At 44.0% G+C, this 17,277-nt stretch carries 16 protein-coding genes and 1 riboswitch; of the genes, 13 read left to right on the forward strand and 3 right to left on the reverse strand.

What is annotated here, in order from left to right; genetic code table 11:
- The first annotated feature begins 4 nt into the window (after positions 1–4).
- The 4 genes from QFZ78_RS31735 (at position 5) to QFZ78_RS31750 (ending at position 3,684) form a co-directional block, all read left to right on the forward strand.
- Entirely contained in the window at positions 5–1,090 is a 1,086-nt protein-coding gene (locus QFZ78_RS31735) for a lactonase family protein (protein ID WP_307553325.1), read from the forward strand.
- 366 nt (positions 1,091–1,456) lie between these two features.
- On the forward strand, positions 1,457–1,906 hold the full coding sequence (locus QFZ78_RS31740) for a MarR family winged helix-turn-helix transcriptional regulator (protein ID WP_307553326.1): 450 nt from the start codon (positions 1,457–1,459) through the stop codon (positions 1,904–1,906).
- The gene (locus QFZ78_RS31745) at positions 1,903–3,171 is read left to right on the forward strand and encodes an MFS transporter (protein ID WP_307553327.1); all 1,269 of its coding nucleotides are present in this window, start codon (positions 1,903–1,905) and stop codon (positions 3,169–3,171) included. Before QFZ78_RS31740 ends, QFZ78_RS31745 begins: the two co-directional genes overlap by 4 nt.
- Before the next feature lie 114 nt (positions 3,172–3,285).
- On the forward strand, positions 3,286–3,684 hold the full coding sequence (locus tag QFZ78_RS31750) for a hypothetical protein (protein WP_307553328.1): 399 nt from the start codon (positions 3,286–3,288) through the stop codon (positions 3,682–3,684).
- Between the two features lie 105 nt (positions 3,685–3,789).
- Here QFZ78_RS31750 and QFZ78_RS31755 read toward each other — a convergent pair whose 3' ends face one another.
- The gene (locus QFZ78_RS31755; RefSeq protein ID WP_307553329.1) at positions 3,790–4,152 is read right to left on the reverse strand and encodes a LytTR family transcriptional regulator DNA-binding domain-containing protein; all 363 of its coding nucleotides are present in this window, start codon (positions 4,150–4,152) and stop codon (positions 3,790–3,792) included.
- Between the two features lie 676 nt (positions 4,153–4,828).
- Between QFZ78_RS31755 and QFZ78_RS31760 the strand changes: the two genes are divergently transcribed.
- From QFZ78_RS31760 to QFZ78_RS31800, 9 genes are all read left to right on the forward strand, one after another.
- Positions 4,829–5,590 carry a DeoR/GlpR family DNA-binding transcription regulator gene (locus QFZ78_RS31760; RefSeq protein WP_307553330.1) on the forward strand — a complete coding sequence of 254 codons (762 nt, stop codon included), beginning with the start codon at positions 4,829–4,831 and terminating at the stop codon, positions 5,588–5,590.
- Positions 5,591–5,671: 81 nt separating this feature from the next.
- Positions 5,672–6,766 carry an alcohol dehydrogenase catalytic domain-containing protein gene (locus tag QFZ78_RS31765; RefSeq protein WP_307553331.1) on the forward strand — a complete coding sequence of 365 codons (1,095 nt, stop codon included), beginning with the start codon at positions 5,672–5,674 and terminating at the stop codon, positions 6,764–6,766.
- A 131-nt stretch (positions 6,767–6,897) separates the two neighbouring features.
- On the forward strand, positions 6,898–7,950 hold the full coding sequence (locus tag QFZ78_RS31770; protein WP_307553332.1) for an ABC transporter ATP-binding protein: 1,053 nt from the start codon (positions 6,898–6,900) through the stop codon (positions 7,948–7,950).
- Complete coding sequence (locus QFZ78_RS31775; protein ID WP_307553333.1) at positions 7,943–8,821, forward strand: carbohydrate ABC transporter permease; 879 nt, start codon at positions 7,943–7,945, stop codon at positions 8,819–8,821. Before QFZ78_RS31770 ends, QFZ78_RS31775 begins: the two co-directional genes overlap by 8 nt.
- A gap of 101 nt (positions 8,822–8,922) precedes the next feature.
- Positions 8,923–9,690 (forward strand): carbohydrate ABC transporter permease, encoded by a 768-nt coding sequence (locus tag QFZ78_RS31780; protein WP_307555975.1) that lies wholly within the window; start codon positions 8,923–8,925, stop codon positions 9,688–9,690.
- Between the two features lie 53 nt (positions 9,691–9,743).
- Positions 9,744–11,072: an ABC transporter substrate-binding protein gene (locus QFZ78_RS31785; protein WP_307553334.1), complete on the forward strand. Its 1,329-nt coding sequence runs from the start codon at positions 9,744–9,746 to the stop codon at positions 11,070–11,072.
- 48 nt (positions 11,073–11,120) lie between these two features.
- Positions 11,121–11,918 (forward strand): glycerophosphodiester phosphodiesterase family protein, encoded by a 798-nt coding sequence (locus QFZ78_RS31790; protein WP_307553335.1) that lies wholly within the window; start codon positions 11,121–11,123, stop codon positions 11,916–11,918.
- Positions 11,919–11,921: 3 nt separating this feature from the next.
- Positions 11,922–13,010, forward strand: a complete 1,089-nt coding sequence (locus tag QFZ78_RS31795) for a phage baseplate protein (RefSeq protein WP_307553336.1) — start codon at positions 11,922–11,924, stop codon at positions 13,008–13,010.
- Between the two features lie 98 nt (positions 13,011–13,108).
- Positions 13,109–13,585: an MgtC/SapB family protein gene (locus QFZ78_RS31800; protein ID WP_307555977.1), complete on the forward strand. Its 477-nt coding sequence runs from the start codon at positions 13,109–13,111 to the stop codon at positions 13,583–13,585.
- A gap of 241 nt (positions 13,586–13,826) precedes the next feature.
- On the opposite strand, the gene QFZ78_RS31805 is transcribed toward QFZ78_RS31800, so the two are convergent.
- Positions 13,827–15,260, reverse strand: coding sequence for an NAD(P)/FAD-dependent oxidoreductase (locus tag QFZ78_RS31805; RefSeq protein WP_307553337.1), 1,434 nt, complete (start codon positions 15,258–15,260; stop codon positions 13,827–13,829).
- Between the two features lie 58 nt (positions 15,261–15,318).
- Positions 15,319–15,417: riboswitch (purine riboswitch) on the reverse strand.
- Positions 15,418–15,491: 74 nt separating this feature from the next.
- Complete coding sequence (locus QFZ78_RS31810; protein ID WP_307553338.1) at positions 15,492–17,234, reverse strand: sensor histidine kinase; 1,743 nt, start codon at positions 17,232–17,234, stop codon at positions 15,492–15,494.
- Positions 17,235–17,277: the final 43 nt, after the last annotated feature.

Consider the following 17,277-nt stretch of genomic DNA (forward strand, 5'->3'; position numbering starts at 1 on the left):
GCCAATGTCAGTAGGAGAACAGAAAGAATTGTATGTCTATGTTGGTTCCTATACAGATGAGCGCAATACAAATGGGATTTCCTTGTATGCGTTCAATCCTTTGAGCGGTGAAATGAGGTTGGTGGAATCGTATAGGGATTTGCCAAATGCTTCCTTTCTTGCTCTGAATGATGCACGGACGATTTTGTATGCGGTGAGTGAGACAGAAACGTACAACGGTCGTTTTGGAGGCTCCGCGGCATCTTATGCGATAGAAGCTGGCACCGGTAGGCTTGAGAAGTTGAATCAGCAGCCTACCGACGGATCTGCTCCTTGTTATATCAGCTTGGACCAGACTAACCGAACGGTCTATGTAGCGAATTATTCAAGCGGCAGCGTGACCATTTATCCGATAGAAGCGGACGGGCGGCTTGGTGAGCATGCACAGTTGGTCAAACATAAAGGTCCATTGGGGCCGCGTGCGGATCGCCAAGAGGCTCCGCATGCGCACTCGATTGTTCCGGCACCGAACAATCGGTATGCGATTTCAGCCGATCTGGGCCTTGATCGACTAGTGGTTAGCAGCATCGACGCGGAAAACGGCTTGCTTCAGCCGCATGGCGATGCGGCGATGAAGCCGGGCGCAGGCCCGCGGCATTTGGTTTATAGCGCGGACAGTCGGTACGTGTACGCGATCAATGAGCTGGACAGCACGGTTACCGTGCTGGGCTATGAGGCAGACGCGGGAGTTCTGACCGCGCTGCAGAGCATTTCGACGCTGCCGGAAGGCTTCAGCGGCGAGAGCACATGCGCGGACATCCATCTCTCCGAGGATGGCCGCTATGTGTATGCATCTAACCGCGGACACGATAGTATCGCGGTTTATGAGGTTGCCCGACAAAGCGGCACGCTGTCGGTCGTGGGTTGGCAGGCGACGCTCGGGCGGACGCCGAGGAACTTTGCCTTATCGCCGCAGGGGGAGTTCCTCCTCGCGGCGAACCAGGACTCGAACAGCATTACGGTATTCCGCATCGATGCGGAAACTGGAATGCTGCGTGAAACAGGGCAAACGGTAGCGGTATCGCGGCCCGTTTGCATCAAGTTTCTCTAGGACATAAAGAGCGAGTATCCACGCAGCGCAGGCTGTTTGGGTGCTCGCTCTTTTTTTGTTCTGCTGGGCTGGACGCTAGTTCCAACCTTGCAGGGTTCTCGTAACGTTAGGCTCTGAAAACGCGCTTATTTCAGTTAAGTCTAGAAATAGGCGCGCTTTCCGAGCTTATTCATGTATGCTTCATTCCTCATTATTGCCCGATAGCTCGGAGATTGCTGAATCCCGTAATATCGCTCTTATCATTTATCAAATTTTAGGCTCGGAAATTAGTTGCACATGCAACTAATCAGGCGTATGATAAAACAGTAGCAAGTGCAACGATTCGGAAAATCACTACTATTTTGCTCAAACAAAGGAGACATGTTTATGATCGAAAATAGAAATTCGATACCAAGGTGGGTCTCACTCATTTACCGTTATGGGCAAATGTATATTGGTGAGCATTTGAAGAAATACGACATCGGCAGAGGGCAGCATATTTTCATCAACGCGCTATATAAAGAAGATGGTCTTACACAAGAAGAGTTAGCGGATTATTTGAAGATTGATAAAGGTACGACAGCAAAAGCACTTAAAAAGTTAGAAGAGCAAGGCTACATAACCCGTACGGTCAGTAAAAAAGATAAGAGATGCAACGAAGTTCATCTAACCGAAAAGGCGCTGCTGATTAAAGGTGATGTGCGGAAGGTACTGACGGACTGGCGAGAACGTCTAACGTTTGGTTTAACGGATGAGGAGAAACTACTGGCTTTGACTATTTTGGAGAAAATGGGAGATAATGCGTCCCGTTTCGCAGAGGAGCAGGTGGAGCCATGAATATGAAGCTTGCAAGTTCGCTGTTTATCGATAAGCATTTTCATGCTTTAACGCATCGTAATTATCGGTATCTTTGGTTAGGTCAGTGTGTCTCGCTCATTGGAACGTGGATGCAAAATATTGGGCAGTCTTGGCTCGTACTGACGATCACTGGCTCGCCTCTTAAACTTGGGATTGTTGCGGCATGTCAGTTCCTCCCAATTCTCTTATTTTCCTTGTTTGCAGGCATTATCGTTGATAAGTTTCCAAAGAAGAATATCCTGCTTGTTACGCAAACGGTTGCGATGATTCTAGCCTTTACGTTGGCAATACTCGTCTTGACAGATACGGTAAAGTACAGCTATATCATTGTGCTAGCTCTGCTGCTTGGGCTTAATAATACGCTGGATATGCCAACGAGACAGTCGTTTAATATAGAAATCGTGGGAAAAGAAGATCTCATGAATGCCATAGCTCTCAATTCAACGACATTTAACATGGCAAGGATTGTTGGTCCTGCGATTGGTGCAGTGATGATGGCTTGGCTGGGTGCTGGGTGGTGTTTTTTGCTCAATGGGGTTAGCTTTCTGGCAGTTCTGTATGGATTGTTTCATATTAAAGCAGCACCCTATGTTCGGAAGAAGAACTCGCGCGATGGCATGATGAAGGAAATTAAAGATGGAATTGTCTACATTGCAAGAGATCCTTTGTTAGCACAGACTGTGCTTCTCGTAACGGTGATCGGCACGCTTGCTTTTAACTTTAATGTACTCATTCCGGTTTTCACTAAAAGTGTGCTGCACATGGGAGAGACCACGTATGGCACGTTAATGTCATGTCTGGGTGTGGGTTCTTTCGCGGGGGCGCTCACAATGTCATTTCGCAGTAAGCAAGGGCCAATGCTGAAATTAAGTATTATAGCTAGTTTAGTAGTTGCGGTTTGTTTGGTCTTAAATGGACTAAGCACTTCCGTTTGGGTCTGCGGTGGATTGTTAGCTTTAACCGGATTTTTCAACATCATATTTGCAACGAATAGTAATTCATCTCTTCAGATGCATGCCAAAGAGGAGTATCGCGCTCGCGTAATGAGTGTGTATTCACTTGTATTTGCGGGCTCCACGCCGATAGGAAGCATTTTTGCTGGTTTTGTCGCAGATCGATATGGTGCGAATGGGGCTTTCGTCTGTTGTGGCGTGTTAACTGGTGTGCTTTGTCTGATTATTATTTGGAATTATAGGAAGAAAGCCGCTAAAAGATCTCTTGGGGAAATAGGAACTTCCTCATAAATGAGAGGGAATGTTAATTTTTACTGCAAAAATAACCATTTTTTGGATTGTCAATTGTTGGTGTATCCGCTACAATATGAGTTATATTCATGTCGTTATTGGGGAGGGAATCTTGTGCTGGGTTTTTTGAAAAAATGGATGCATACACCAAAGCAGGAACCTACGAACGTTGTGGATTATAAAACGATGGAAATCGACGTTGTTATCAAGTGCTTTGTGTCGGATAAAGACAAGCCGTTTCGTGTGATTTTTAAAGTGGAGAAACAAGGCTCATTCTTTTCCAAAGATATTTTCGTAAAAAATGTGGATATTAAGACACCCTACGAACTGGTTTATAACTTCTCCACACTTGGAATGAACTATGAAGAGCTGAAGAAGTACGAAAGCACCGATCATGCTGAGTACAGCTTCGCGACTTTGGAAGAAGCCAAAAAGGTGAAAGATACAACAGTCGACTACATACGCTTTCTTATCCGTGAGCATCAACAAGAAACACTTGCAAAAATTTCATAGGATTTGACCAAAAAGGAGCTAGCGAGGATTCTCGTTAGCTCCTTTTTGGTATAACCTCTTGGCCGCTGTAGTTTGGTTCAACACTGCGCCTTAAGGCTGTTTTCATTATTCTGCTGATTCACCTGCAACTGCTTCCGCTTTGTGCTGCTGCACGATTTCTTTCAGTCGGAATTGACGTAGCTTCGTAATCGATGCAAATTTGGAATCAGCACCTTTGATTTCGAAGAACACTTTGCCATCCTGAATCTGTAGAATTTTCCTTGTATTCACATAGCAATCCGTGTTGACCTTGAAAAAGGAGCTATTTGTAGTAATTTCTTGAATTTGCTCAGAGGTCATGCGTTTTTTAATGTGATAGTTTTTCCCATGGAAAGAGACGAGCCCATGTTCTCCGACTCGGAAGTACATAATATCCTTCTCAAGTGCGAAGTCCTCATAGGTATTTCTTGTTTCGAGCGCTACATTCATTTTGTAATCCCCCTTTAAAAATGATAACGCTTACATTGAGAACGTTTTCATCTTACCATATTTTAAAAGAGAATAAAAGTAGTTTTAAACGTAAAATTACCAACGATTTCCTCCTTGTGAGTTGGAATAGTTGGTAAATTGCAAATTTTGATGAAAGATATCATATTTCCTCGGAAATAATTACCTATACTTACGAAACCAAACTCCCTCACATAGACAAGAAATCAAGTATCTGTTACGAGAGCATCCTTAAAAAATATGTTGGCGTTTTTGCCCGAGTCCATGTTCGCTCCACCTGAAGGCCGGTATTCAAGTTAATAATAGAATAGGTATTACCTGTAGGTGAGGGATTTGTAACTGGATTATAGTCGTTCCCATCTAATAAAAATAGATAAACTGCCATAAGTAACAAATCCTTGGAAAGTTCTGCTTTTCACTTTTTTAAGAAGATATTCAAACATAATATTAATATAACATTGCATAAATAAACATTAATAAACTTTTATAATAAATGCTTTAATGGCAACAAATATAGCCGTGTGCGTGATCTGGAACAAAGAATATAAAATATAGTATTGACAGAAATGTTTGCCAATGATAATTTAAAAGAACAAATTCAAGCATAAATAAACATAACACTGCAAGTTAATGTTTGTTTGAGAGGGAGCATGAAACGATGTTAGCTGCGGAAAGAAAAATAAGAATTGTTGAATTTGTAAGACAGCATCGCGTAGCTTCAGTGGCAGCACTAGCCTTAGAATTTGATGTTCATGAAGCAACCATTCGCAGGGATTTGGCGGAGGCTGAACAGGAAGGCCTGCTCAAAAGAACTCACGGCGGGGTTATTGTGGAGCAATTAACCCATAACGAGCCTTCCTTTAATGAAAGGTCCAATGTACAGCTCGAACAAAAGATACGTATTGGCAAAATGGCCGCAAGTATGGTGGAAGATGGAGATCATATCATCATAGACTCGGGTACAACCACGCTTCACATTGCGAAGCAATTAATCCATCGTTCGAACATTACAGTTGTAACCAACGATATTAATATCGCAGCTGAACTACGTGATGCCCCGGGCGTGAAGATTACGGTAACAGGAGGCGATTTGTATCCTTCGAGCTTTATGTTAAATGGCATGTTTACGGATCAAGTGCTTCGGTCGCTGCATGTATCCAAAGCTTTTATCGGTACGCCCGCGATACACCCTAAACATGGATTAATGCATCCGGAGGCTCAACTGGTTCTCGCTAAACAAGGAATGATTAACGCGGCGCAGGAAGTCATTGTGGTTGCTGATGACACGAAAATAGGTAAGTTGTCTCTACATACAGTTGCTCCGAATTCGGCCATTCATTCTTTAATTACAGGTAAGGAAGTTACGGAATATGACAGAAAGCAATTTCAGGATTCCGGAGTGAATGTCATTGTTGTTTAACGGAAGATGATTCTTTCGAGGTTGCTTGTACAACCTCGAAATTTCATATATATAGAAAAACAGTTGGAGGTGTTTTTGTTAGTGGCCAGCAGAATAACCGGCGCAGTACATTCACGAACTCTACGCTTGACTAAGCCGCGTGAAATTCAAGAGTTGGTAGTCGAAAGAGAAATTCGAAGGGGAGAAGTCGCAGTGGAGCCAACCATTGCCAGTATCTGTCACGCCGATCTGCGTTACTTTAGCGGACAGAGAAAGCCGGAGGTGTTGGCCAGAAAACTACCAATGGCTTTGCTGCATGAAGGCATCGGAATCGTGGTCGAAAGTAAGTCAAACAAACTCTCTGAAGGTCAGCGAGTGCTTATTGTTCCGAACTTACCGGGCTATTTACTTCGAGGAATCGAACCTGAGCAATGTTGTCCGGCATGTAGGAATGAGATAGAAGATAACTATTGCTATCATTCGGAATTTCTAGGAAGCGGTACGGATGGGATCGCCCAGAGCCGATTGGTGCTTCCTGAGGAATGCGCGGTTCCGATTCCCGATCTGATACCCGACGAGATCGCCGTATTGTCGGAATTATGCAGCGTTTCGTACAGAGCTTTAAGAGGAGTCAGTCCCTTGTTGGATCAGGCCCGAATCGCTGTGTTTGGTGATGGACCGGTGGGATATTTGACCGCAGCCATGCTGCATCACGTGTATAAGATCGGCAGTGATCGCTTAATCGTCTTTGGGGCGGTAAGAGAAAAGCTGGATCAATTCACCTTTGGAACGACTGAAATGGTGCAGAACTACGATTTTCTATCCGGTGAGAAAGTCGATATCGTGGTGGAATGTACAGGCGGGCGATTTAGCGAAAGCGCTATCAATCAGGGTATTGATATTCTAAAACCAGGGGGTCATCTCATAGCGATGGGGGTTAGCGAGGATCTTGTACCGATCAATACAAGAGACGTGCTGGAGAAGGGAATTACACTCCACGGCAGCAGTCGCAGCTCGGTGAGCGATTTCAAACAAGTATTGAAAGTTATGGAAAGCCCGGATTGTCAGGATACATTAAGAAAATTGCTTCCGGAGAAGTATACGGTGGTGAGCACGGCAGAAGACCTCGCTGGCGCTATGGAATCTGCCATGTCTCACAGGGACTGGAAAAAAACAATCCTAGACTTTCACTGGTGACACAGTGAAAGTCGTATATAGGATTGTATCATAAAACTGAATATTTGTTAATAAGTGCAATTGAACACCTATTCCAATTTGTAAACGCAATCATATTTGAGTCTGGGAATAATTGGTGAGGAGGATTGCTCTTGGCATCCATTGAATTCGTACAAGTCACACAGTCATTTGACAAAAACATTATTATTGAAGGTTTGGATTTAAAGATTGAGGATGGCAAATTCACTGTATTGGTAGGTCCGTCAGGCTGCGGGAAGACAACACTACTCCGAATGATTGCCGGGCTTGATCCCCATACATCAGGATCTGTACTTATCAACGGTAAGGATGTAACACGAGTTGCTCCAGGTCAAAGAGGCGTAGCCATGGTATTTCAAAACTATGCCATTTACCCCACGATGTCCGTAAGGGAAAACATTGAATTTGGTTTGAAGAACAATAAGGTAGCCAAAGAGGAAAGAACCCGATTGGTAGAGGGAATCAGCGCAACCGTAGGGTTATATGAGTATCTGGACCGTAAACCGTCCACTTTATCTGGGGGACAACGCCAGCGTGTGGCTCTGGCCCGCGCCATGGTGAAAAAACCATCCGTATTTCTTATGGATGAGCCGCTGTCCAATCTCGATGCCAAGCTAAGGGTCCAGATGCGGATTGAACTCATTGAGATGCATAAAAAACTCGGTACGACTTTTGTTTATGTCACTCATGATCAAGTAGAGGCCATGTCAATGGCGGACACCATTGTACTGATGAATCGCGGACGGATTCAGCAGGAAGCCCCTCCCGAGGTCATTTATCGCCGGCCGAACAACCTCTTTGCAGCACAATTTATCGGAGTTCCACCGATGAATATTGGTGACTTGGGCGTAGACAGGGTAAAGTTCGGCTTTCGCCCGGAGAGTGCCATGCTATCCGCTGAACCAGGAGACTTTCATTTTTCTATGCAGGGTGTGGTTGCCACGAGAGAAATGCTTGGGTCTGAAACGATCTATCAGGTCAAATCTAGCGAGTATACGTTTATGATCAAATGCACCGAAGATTTGTTTTCTTTTGATCAGAAAGTTTATGTCGGAGTGGATGCGGCTAAGATCTTTTTCTTTGGAGCGGATGAGAACCGGATCGATGAGAGCGATGCCCGTTTTGGTAACTATTTAAAGATGCTGAGAGGGCAGCAAAATGGATAAAAAGCGAATATGGGAAGCGATTCGACCCTATGTGATGGTCTTACCCGCTATGACAGGCATTATTCTTTTCGTCATATATCCGGTGATCTATTTAATTCAATTAAGTTTTTATAAATACAACTTAATGAATAAAGATAGAAGCAAATTCATCGGCTTTGACAATTTCACACAAATATTCACTCGTGAAGATTTCTACAAGGCTCTAAGCAATACGGTTGTCTACACGGTAGGGGTTGTCGTGCTCACGATGCTTCTATCTCTGCTGATTGCCATCTGGTTAAATAAAAAAACACGCTTCAACGCGGTTGTGCAAGCCGGAATTTTCACTCCACATATCATTTCCATTGTGTCTGTCGCTTTAGTATGGATGTGGCTTATGGAGCCTAATCACGGCATACTGAATTTTCTGCTAAAGGCTATTGGTCTCCCGCCTTCTTCGTGGTTGCAGAGCTCTAATACAGCAATGCTCTCCGTGATTATCGTATCCGTCTGGCAAAATATCGGATACTATACGTTAATCATCGTTGCTGCGCTTCAAAGCGTGCCGCCGAGCATTTACGAAGCCGCTGCACTGGATAACGCTAGCAGGTTCAAGATGTTCTACAAGATTACTTTACCGCTTATTTCTCCGCAGCTGTTTTTTATATTGATCATTATGACCATCGGTTCCTTTAAGGTGTTTGATACCGTAAAAATCATGACAGCAGGCGGTCCCAATAATGCGACTACGACTCTCGTTTACTATATTTACGAATTTAGAACAAATAGTATCGGTTACGCTTCGGCTACTGGCGTCGTCTTGATGGCGATTATTGCAATTCTGACGTTCATTTATTTCCGATTGCTGTCCAAAAGAGTTCATTATCAATAATCAGCAGAAATGACCAAGACAAAGGGGGTGTACAATCGGTGACATTCAATCTGAAATCCATCAAATGGACATTTGGATTTATATGTAAAGCAGCAATTTTGATGGTGTTTATATTTCCGTTTTTATGGATGATTTCAACTTCGCTGCAGACCTTTCAAGAAACATTGGCGTTTCCGCCTACCTGGATTCCAGCATGGCCGCAATGGATTAATTTTGTGGAAGCTATGAGGGCGGGTCCGTTTTTGACCTATGCAAGAAACTCTCTTATTATCACATTCTCCATCATTATCCTGCAGTTTATTGTGATGATCCCAGCCGCGTATGCGTTTGCTAAGTATAAGTTTGCAGGGAAAGAGATTATATTTGCGTTGGTTTTGCTGGCGTTTATGATTCCCGGACAGGTAACGTTTATCCCAGTATACCTGATGTTAGCAGAATGGGGAGTGATCAACTCGCTTTTGCCGCAAATTATTCCTTTCATGGCAAACGCATTTGGGATATTTCTGCTGCGCCAATATTTTATGCAAATTCCACAGGAAATAATAGAATCAGGCAGATTGGATAACGCCAGTGAATTTAAAATTATTATGAAAATCATGATCCCCATGTCAATGCCAGCTTTAGCAACGATTGCCTTATTCAGCTTTGTCAGCCATTGGAACGATTATTTCTGGCCGTTGGTCATGACCGATTCGGCGCAGGTTCGGCCTTTAACGATGGGAATAGCGATGTTGAGGGAAACCGAGGGAATAAGCAACTGGCATATCATCATGGCAGGAAACGTTGTATTGGTTGTACCTATTCTTATCGTATATCTGTTTGCTTCCAAGCAAATCGTCAAAGCATTTGTTTATTCTGGGATAAAATGAAGCTTGAATTTTCCTTGCTAGAAAAACTATAACCTATTTGGAGGTCATCCGTTATGAAGAAAGCGCTTTCGACTGTTTTGTTGTCGATGACTATGCTGTCAACTCTACTTGCAGCTTGTACCAGCGGTCAGCCACAGCAAACAACTGAACCCAAGTCAAATCCCCAATCCTCGACAACTGCACCGACGACACCGACCGGTGCGGGAGGTAAAACAACCGTTCAATTCTGGCATTCCTTAGGCGGCAAAAACGGCGAATACACGGATGCCATGATCAAACGCTTTAATGCCTCTCAGGATAAAATTGAGGTGGTTGGAACCTTTCAGGGTTCTTATGATGAAACCGTTACCAAGCTTCAACAGGCTGTTGCCGCTAAAACCGGACCTGATGTAGCCATGCTTGAGCGGGCCTATGTACAACTGTTTGCAGATTCAGAGGTATTGGAAGACATGAATCCTTTTCTTAAGAAGTCAGGTTTAAGCAAGGATGACTTTACAGCCGGCCTTCTAGGGCATTCGATTTTCAATGATAAATTGGTGTCTTTGCCATTAAATCGTTCAACACCGATTTTACATATAAACAAGACGATGCTGGATGAGAAAGGACTCGCTGTACCTAAAACGTGGGATGAATTGAATAAAGTCGCAAACGCGCTGGTGATTAAAGAAAATGGAGAGACTAAGCGCTACGGATACAGCATGCCATACGATACATGGTATCCCATTGCTATGATCACTCAAGCAAAAGGCAAGTTTTTCAATGATGCCAATACCTCAATCGGATTTAACAATGGGGAAGGCGTGAAAGTTTTTAAATTCCTGAAGGATATGCAAAGCACCGGTGCCTTATATTACCCTCCAGCCCAGGATTCAGGCAATATCGTCAACCAAATGTTTTCGAGCGGCAAGATCGGTATGATGTTCCAATCCACCGGTGTCATCGGCAGTTTAACAGATACGGCAAAATTTAATTATGTTACGGCCTTCCTGCCAATGGATCAAGTGTATGCGAACCCTACGGGTGGGGCGAATGTTGCGTTAATGTCCAACTCGAAAAATAAAGAGGCCGCATGGGAGTTTATTCGTTGGACCATGACTGATCCTCAAGGCGGCTTACAGTTTATTTTGGATTCTGGCTATCTTCCTTTTACTAAAAAGATGGTGGAGTCCCAGCAAATGAAGGATCTTTGGGCCAAACAGCCGAATCGTAAAGTGGCTTATGATCAGCTTCAATATGCGGTCGATACGAATAAGCATGTAGCTTGGACACAGGTTATGCAGGAGTTTAACAAAGCCATCCAGGCCATTATGTATGATAACAAAAATATTGAGGCCACCCTGGATACCTTTAAGAAAGAAACAGAGCGGATTATTAAAAAGTAGGTCACGCAGGCTAGTATTGTCGGCTTTCAGGAAAGGATGGAAGATGAGATGAACAAGATTGAACATCTTGAAAATAATACCGATATCATTGTAGCTGCACATAGAGGATTGAAATCTGATTATCCGGAAAATACGCTGCTTGCCTTTCAAAAAGCTTTAGAATCAGAAGTGGATATGCTGGAGTTCGACCTCCGGCTATCCAAGGATGGCGTGGTCGTTGTCATACACGATGATACATTAGATCGCACAACGAATGGTTCCGGTCAAGTGAGTGACTACACGTTGGCTGAGCTTAAACAATTGGATGCGGGAGCCTGGTTTGATCCCGTGTTTGAGGGGCTGAAGATTCCTACCCTTGAGGAACTGTGCACACTTCTTAACGCCTATCCGGAAGTGCTTTTAAATGTAGAGGTTAAGCCAAGTCGTCATGCAAAAGAGGTTGCGGATAAAGCGGTTGCGATGCTGGAGGATTACGGCTATCTTCAACGCTGTGTATTCACTAGCTTTGATGCGGCGATCATCGCATATTTACACGATTCCTACCAGTTAAAGACACAAGGTTTCCCGGCAGAGCTGATGACAAATTTTGATTCCGGACCCGATGGCACCTATTCCAAGATGTGGGTGGTAGGTATTAGTATGAAGCTGTTGACGCCAAAGATCGTCAAGGACTTTCTGGATCTTGGCATTAAGTCATGGAGTTACTGCCCAGACGTTGATCAGCAGGTGTATTATTCGTTGGAATGCGGAGTAGCTCTAATGACCTGTAATAACCCGCGCCCGGCTATGCGGATTAGGCACGAGATAGCAACCGCTGCACAACCTTTAAACAAGGAGATGAGTTGACCTATGAATACCTTTAAAGGAAAGATGAAACAGGCATTTCGGAAGGCCGTTGGTGCAAGACATTTTGCGACAATTGTAATTGGAGTGGCAGTTATAAGTGTTCTCCCTTTCTCATCTTCCTCTATCCACGCAGAACGTGATGCATTAAAATCCAAAATGTTTGTCCTTTCGGAACCTGCTTCTGAGTTGGTACATGAAAAAGCGCTGCAAAACGGTACGGTTCTGCAATCGTTTGCTTTCGATAATGTGAATCAGCACATTTATGTGGTTCAATTGATGGCAGGCGGGCAGCAGCTGCCAGGGGAAACGGCTGTGGTTAGCGGTGCAAAAAGGGATGCAAACGGCGATCTGGCATTGACGCAGCTAGACATGCAGGGGAACAAGCTCGGCTACATGTACTTGAAGGGGTTCGGACATGGGGTCCAGATCGGTGTGGAAACAGTGGGTGAAACTGCCTATTTATGGACGGAAACGGACTCCGTCAAAGAAGGCAGCAGCGGCTGGGGAACGCAAATTGCCAGATTCCCTTTCGAGAATGGGAAGATTCTTAGCTCCGAATCGCCGGAGATAGTAAAACACCGCCTTGTGGAAGGTGCGGATCGAACGACCGTCAATATTGATGCGGAGAGCGGATTGTTGACCATGCGGTATCGCATTGACGGCTCATTCCGTTTCGGTGTATATGAGCTGGAGGAAATCAAACGGAATCATTACAAGCCCTTGGCTGACGTTCCTCAACCTGTGGTTGGTACTTTTCAAGGTTTCGCTTCCTATGGGGGATATTTATACCTTTTGGAAGGTAATTCCTACGGTTCGGGCGGATCGGTTGCGCCTACAGGGAATACTTACATTACAGCAGTAGATTTAAATACGGGTGAAGTCATTGACAAGCAGTTGATAACTGCGGGGGATACGCTCTCTTTCAGAGAACCGGAGGGTCTGGGCATTCATCTAACAGATAGGAAGCACCCGCAGAAAGCTCAATTAAGCTTCGGCTTTGCTTCCAATTTCACGCCTAACAGGCTGGCAAATATTTATTACGTGGACCGTTTACTACCAGCGGAAGCCATTGTGAATAGCGAGCATCCTTAATGATGCTTCTGTTGTTGATCTGGAGGAATGCACACTGAAGGAAGGGACTAGAATTGAGCGATTTGTGGTATAACGTCTATTCAGCAACTCACTTGGAAATGTATCTCCGTATCCTTATAAGTGCTTTTGTAGGCTTTATCATTGGATTGGACAGGGAAACCAAAAATAAACCGGCCGGAATTAAAACATTTATGTATGTCTGTGTATCCAGTGCGTTATTAACAATTATCTCCATATACAGTGTGGAGAAGTACAGTTCTGAGACAAATCGGACCATGATGGACCCCATGCGTCTAGCGGCCCAAATTGTAGCCGGCCTTGGATTTTTGGGTGCGGGCGTGATTTTGAAGGACGGCTTTCAAGTGAAGGGACTAACATCAGCAGCGATGATTTTATTTGTAGGTGGAGTTGGCATTGGTATCGGTGCCGGCTTCTACGGACTCGTCGTTTTTACGGTGCTAACCTCAATGGTTATGGCCAGAGTAGGCAATTATATCGAAACCAACCGACTTGCGAAGTCAAAGGTCGTTCAGGCGGAGAATGGCGGGATAGCTGAGGGAACGTCGATGCGCTAATTGTACGAAAAACACTCGAAATCATGATGAAGAGGAACGACGTTCCGCTAAAGAGGTCGAATGACTTTTCCTTACTTCGACAGAAACAAAAGAATGAGAAAGGGCTATCCCAAAAGGTCAAAAATAACCTAAGGGGTTGCCCTTTTTCTTTTTTAAATCGAGTCGTTAAAACTGCTGTAAATCTGCTAGACAACAAGATGATTTTTGCATCATGCTTATTCCGATTCTGACGTTAAATCGTTTACTTTATACGGCCGACCACGTTGCGTGCCACCCAGACACCTGCAGCCCCAGCTTGGGCCAACCCTCTTGTAATGCCTGCCCCGTCACCACCACAGAACAAGCCTTGTATCTCGGTTTCAAAACTTTCATTAAGTTTAGGACGCGCGGAATAGAATTTCGCTTCAACTCCATAGAAAAGAGTATGCTCAGAAGCTATACCTGGCGTTACCTTTTCAAGCGCATGAATCATTTCAATTAAACTTTTCATGGTATTGTAAGGAAGCACAAGTCCTAGATCTCCAGGAACAGCTTCCGATAAAGTCGGCTCAAGGAAGCCTTCGCGAATCCGATCAGCCGTTGACCTGCGTCCGCGAGTGATGTCCCCAAATTTCTGCACGATAACGCCGCCGCTGGATAAGTCATTCGCATGTTTACATATTTCCCTCGCATATTCATTCGGCTTATCGAAAGGCTCAGTGAATTTATGAGAAACGAGCAGGGCGAAGTTCGTATTACTGGAACCTAGGGCTGGATCCTTGTAAGAGTGGCCGTTCGCTGCCATGACGCCGCTGTGATTCTCGACCACAACATGACCGGATGGATTGCTACAGAATGTACGTACTCGTGTACCCACCGATGTATTATAAATAAATTTACCTTCATAAAGATGTTCGTTGATTTCGCGCATAACGACATCCGACGTTTCTACGCGGACGCCTACGTCGACTTGATTGTTATACATTTTGAGTCTGCGCTTTTTGAGTACTTGCGTTAACCATGCAGAGCCGTCTCTACCTGGCGCTAACATCACTTGATTACTATGAATTTCAGTACCATCCTTCATCCGAATGCCTTGGATGACATGCTTGTCTTCCCTTTTGAAAGTTAGGATATCTTCAACTTCAGCTTTGAACTGCATATCGATGCGTGTTTTCAAATGTTCATAGATAGATTTCAAAATCATCAAATTTTGCTCGGTTCCCAGATGTCTAACCTGAGCGCGAAGCAGCTTTAAGCCTGCAGCATAGGAGCGCTGTTCAATATCTTTTACAGCTTCAGTCGTAGGGTCCGTCATATTCTCGGTTGCACCATGCTGTAGATTAATGCTATCCACATAGCGAATCAGATCGATCACTTTGGTTGGTGCCAAATAATCTGTCATCCAGCCGCCGAATTCGGTGGTGATGTTGAATTTGCCGTCGCTATAAGCGCCCGCACCGCCGAAGCCAGCCGTGATTGAACAGGCAGGAAGACAGCCAGAGAAGTCCTTTTTGCCTGCTGGGGGAGGACACAGTTTGATTTTACTTTCCAGGATCGGACAACTGCGATGGTATATATCATGGCCTTTGTCCACGAGCAATACTTTAGCGCTAGGGTGAAGCAATGTCATTTCATAACAGGCAAAAATACCGGCAGGTCCTGCACCAACAACGATAAAATCATATGTTTTCATTGCAATCTCCTCTGGATCATTCAATTTTGGACACAAAAAAACCCAGCCACACGGGTATGCGAAAGCAAGTACCCGTCGTAGCTAGGAAGTTATGGCTCCCTCTAGAGACCCTTAAGCCAATCCTCAAGGATATACGAACGATTTAAACGTATGTGGCTATTACTTACTGCCTTGACTATCATAATACGAACATTAAATGATGTCAAATAGATAATGTTCGTATAATCATCTTTATACAACTATGGAAATCGTAAAACTGGTTTCGGCTTCTGAGCTGCTGACATTGACGGTTCCGTCATATTTGTCCACTAGTTTTTTGACAATGCTCAAACCTAAACCGGCGTGGAGTCCGGATTCTTGTTTCGTAGAGAAGCCAGGCTCAAATAACCTTTTTAGACGATCGCTTGGGATAGGGTCTCCGTTGTTGATCACCTTGAATGTAAGTAAAGTTCCTTCCAAAACACCCGTTAAACGGACTTCTTTGTCCTCTGCCTTTTTGGAAACAGTAACAGCATCAAACGCGTTATCGATTAAATTGCTGATGATTCGAACCAAATCTGTCGCTTTGACAGCTCCAAGGTTGATCTGATTTAAATTACCGACTTCATGAATGAATGTAATTTTGCGTTCAACGGCCTGTATAACCTTAGATTGTACAATCGCGCATAATGCGGGCACGTTAATTTGAATAATGTCATTCAAAGCGGTCGTTTCACCTATAATCTCAGTGGTATAACGATCCAATTCCTTATATTCTTTCAAATGAACGAGGGAATGTATCGTAGCCACATGATTATTGAAATCATGGCGCTGTTCTTTCATGGAGCGGAACAGTGAGCCGATATGATCAACGTATACTTCTTGGATACTTTCCGCGGTCGCTTCACGATTCCGATTGATGAAGCGAATGCTTAGAATAACTAGGATGAATGCGATTAGTGCAGTTGATCCGATTAGAATGAGCAGGTTCACTTGCTGTTGTTGAATTGATTTTTGTACGGTTTCATAATCGGCCGTCAGACCGATAACGACTGGAGAATCAAATTGGAGCGGGATGAACATTTTGAGATAAGTTTTTCCGTCGATCCTAGTAATAAGTTCCTTTGTTTGCTTCGATTGCATGACGTCTTGAACCATTTCTTGATCCCGATTATCTTTCATCGTATAGGATCCGAACAATATTTCCCGATCTGTGAACCAGGTATAGCCTTCCTTAATATTCTGTTCCTGTTGTTTCAGGAAGAAAGGGGGATTGTAAACGGCAATTTCTTTGACGCCATGGTTGGTATAGCCATGAATCATTTCATTAATAACAGCATCGACACCTGTTTCCCGTTGATAATCTCGGAAGAACGTATCATGCACGTAGGGATCGAGAATATAATTCGTGCGACCATCGTAATAATAGCCCCATTTGTCAACAGACTGAGGGTTCGAAATGGACGTATTCATGGGTCCTGACCAATAATGAGGCAGCGCTTGACCGCTTTGTACATTCGTTGCTTTGGTGTCTAGAAGCTGATTGAACGCTTGAAACCAATCTCTGGACCAGGATTTGGTGCTCATGTTAATTTCCTTGGGCTCAGAGGATTTATAGCCAATAATATCATCACCGCTTCGTTTCATTAGCGTAATATGATCGACCATTAACTCCTTACTGAGAACAATAAGCTCTTCATTAGTTACTTTCTCAATGTCGGGATCGAGTCGGTATTGTGCTGCTAAAGAGGCTGTACGCAGATTTTGACCGATTAGGTTTTCAACATATTTCTCTCCCGTTTTGGAATGTTTAATCGAGATGGCGACGTTATCGGCGATAAGCTGCAGCTTGGTTTCAAGCTCAGATGTTAGCATTCTCTTCGTATAATAGTAGAATACGCTATCCGTAAGTAGTACAATAATTAAGGAAATCATTAGGATAAAGATGGAAGAGCGCAGGTGAATTTTTGGCTTCGGTTTATGTAGTTTGTTCATGTTATCCTCCTAATATGCCATATCTATCAACTATCATAGTATA

This window comes from Paenibacillus sp. V4I5 (assembly GCF_030817255.1).
Classification (GTDB): Bacteria; Bacillota; Bacilli; order Paenibacillales; family NBRC-103111; genus Paenibacillus_E.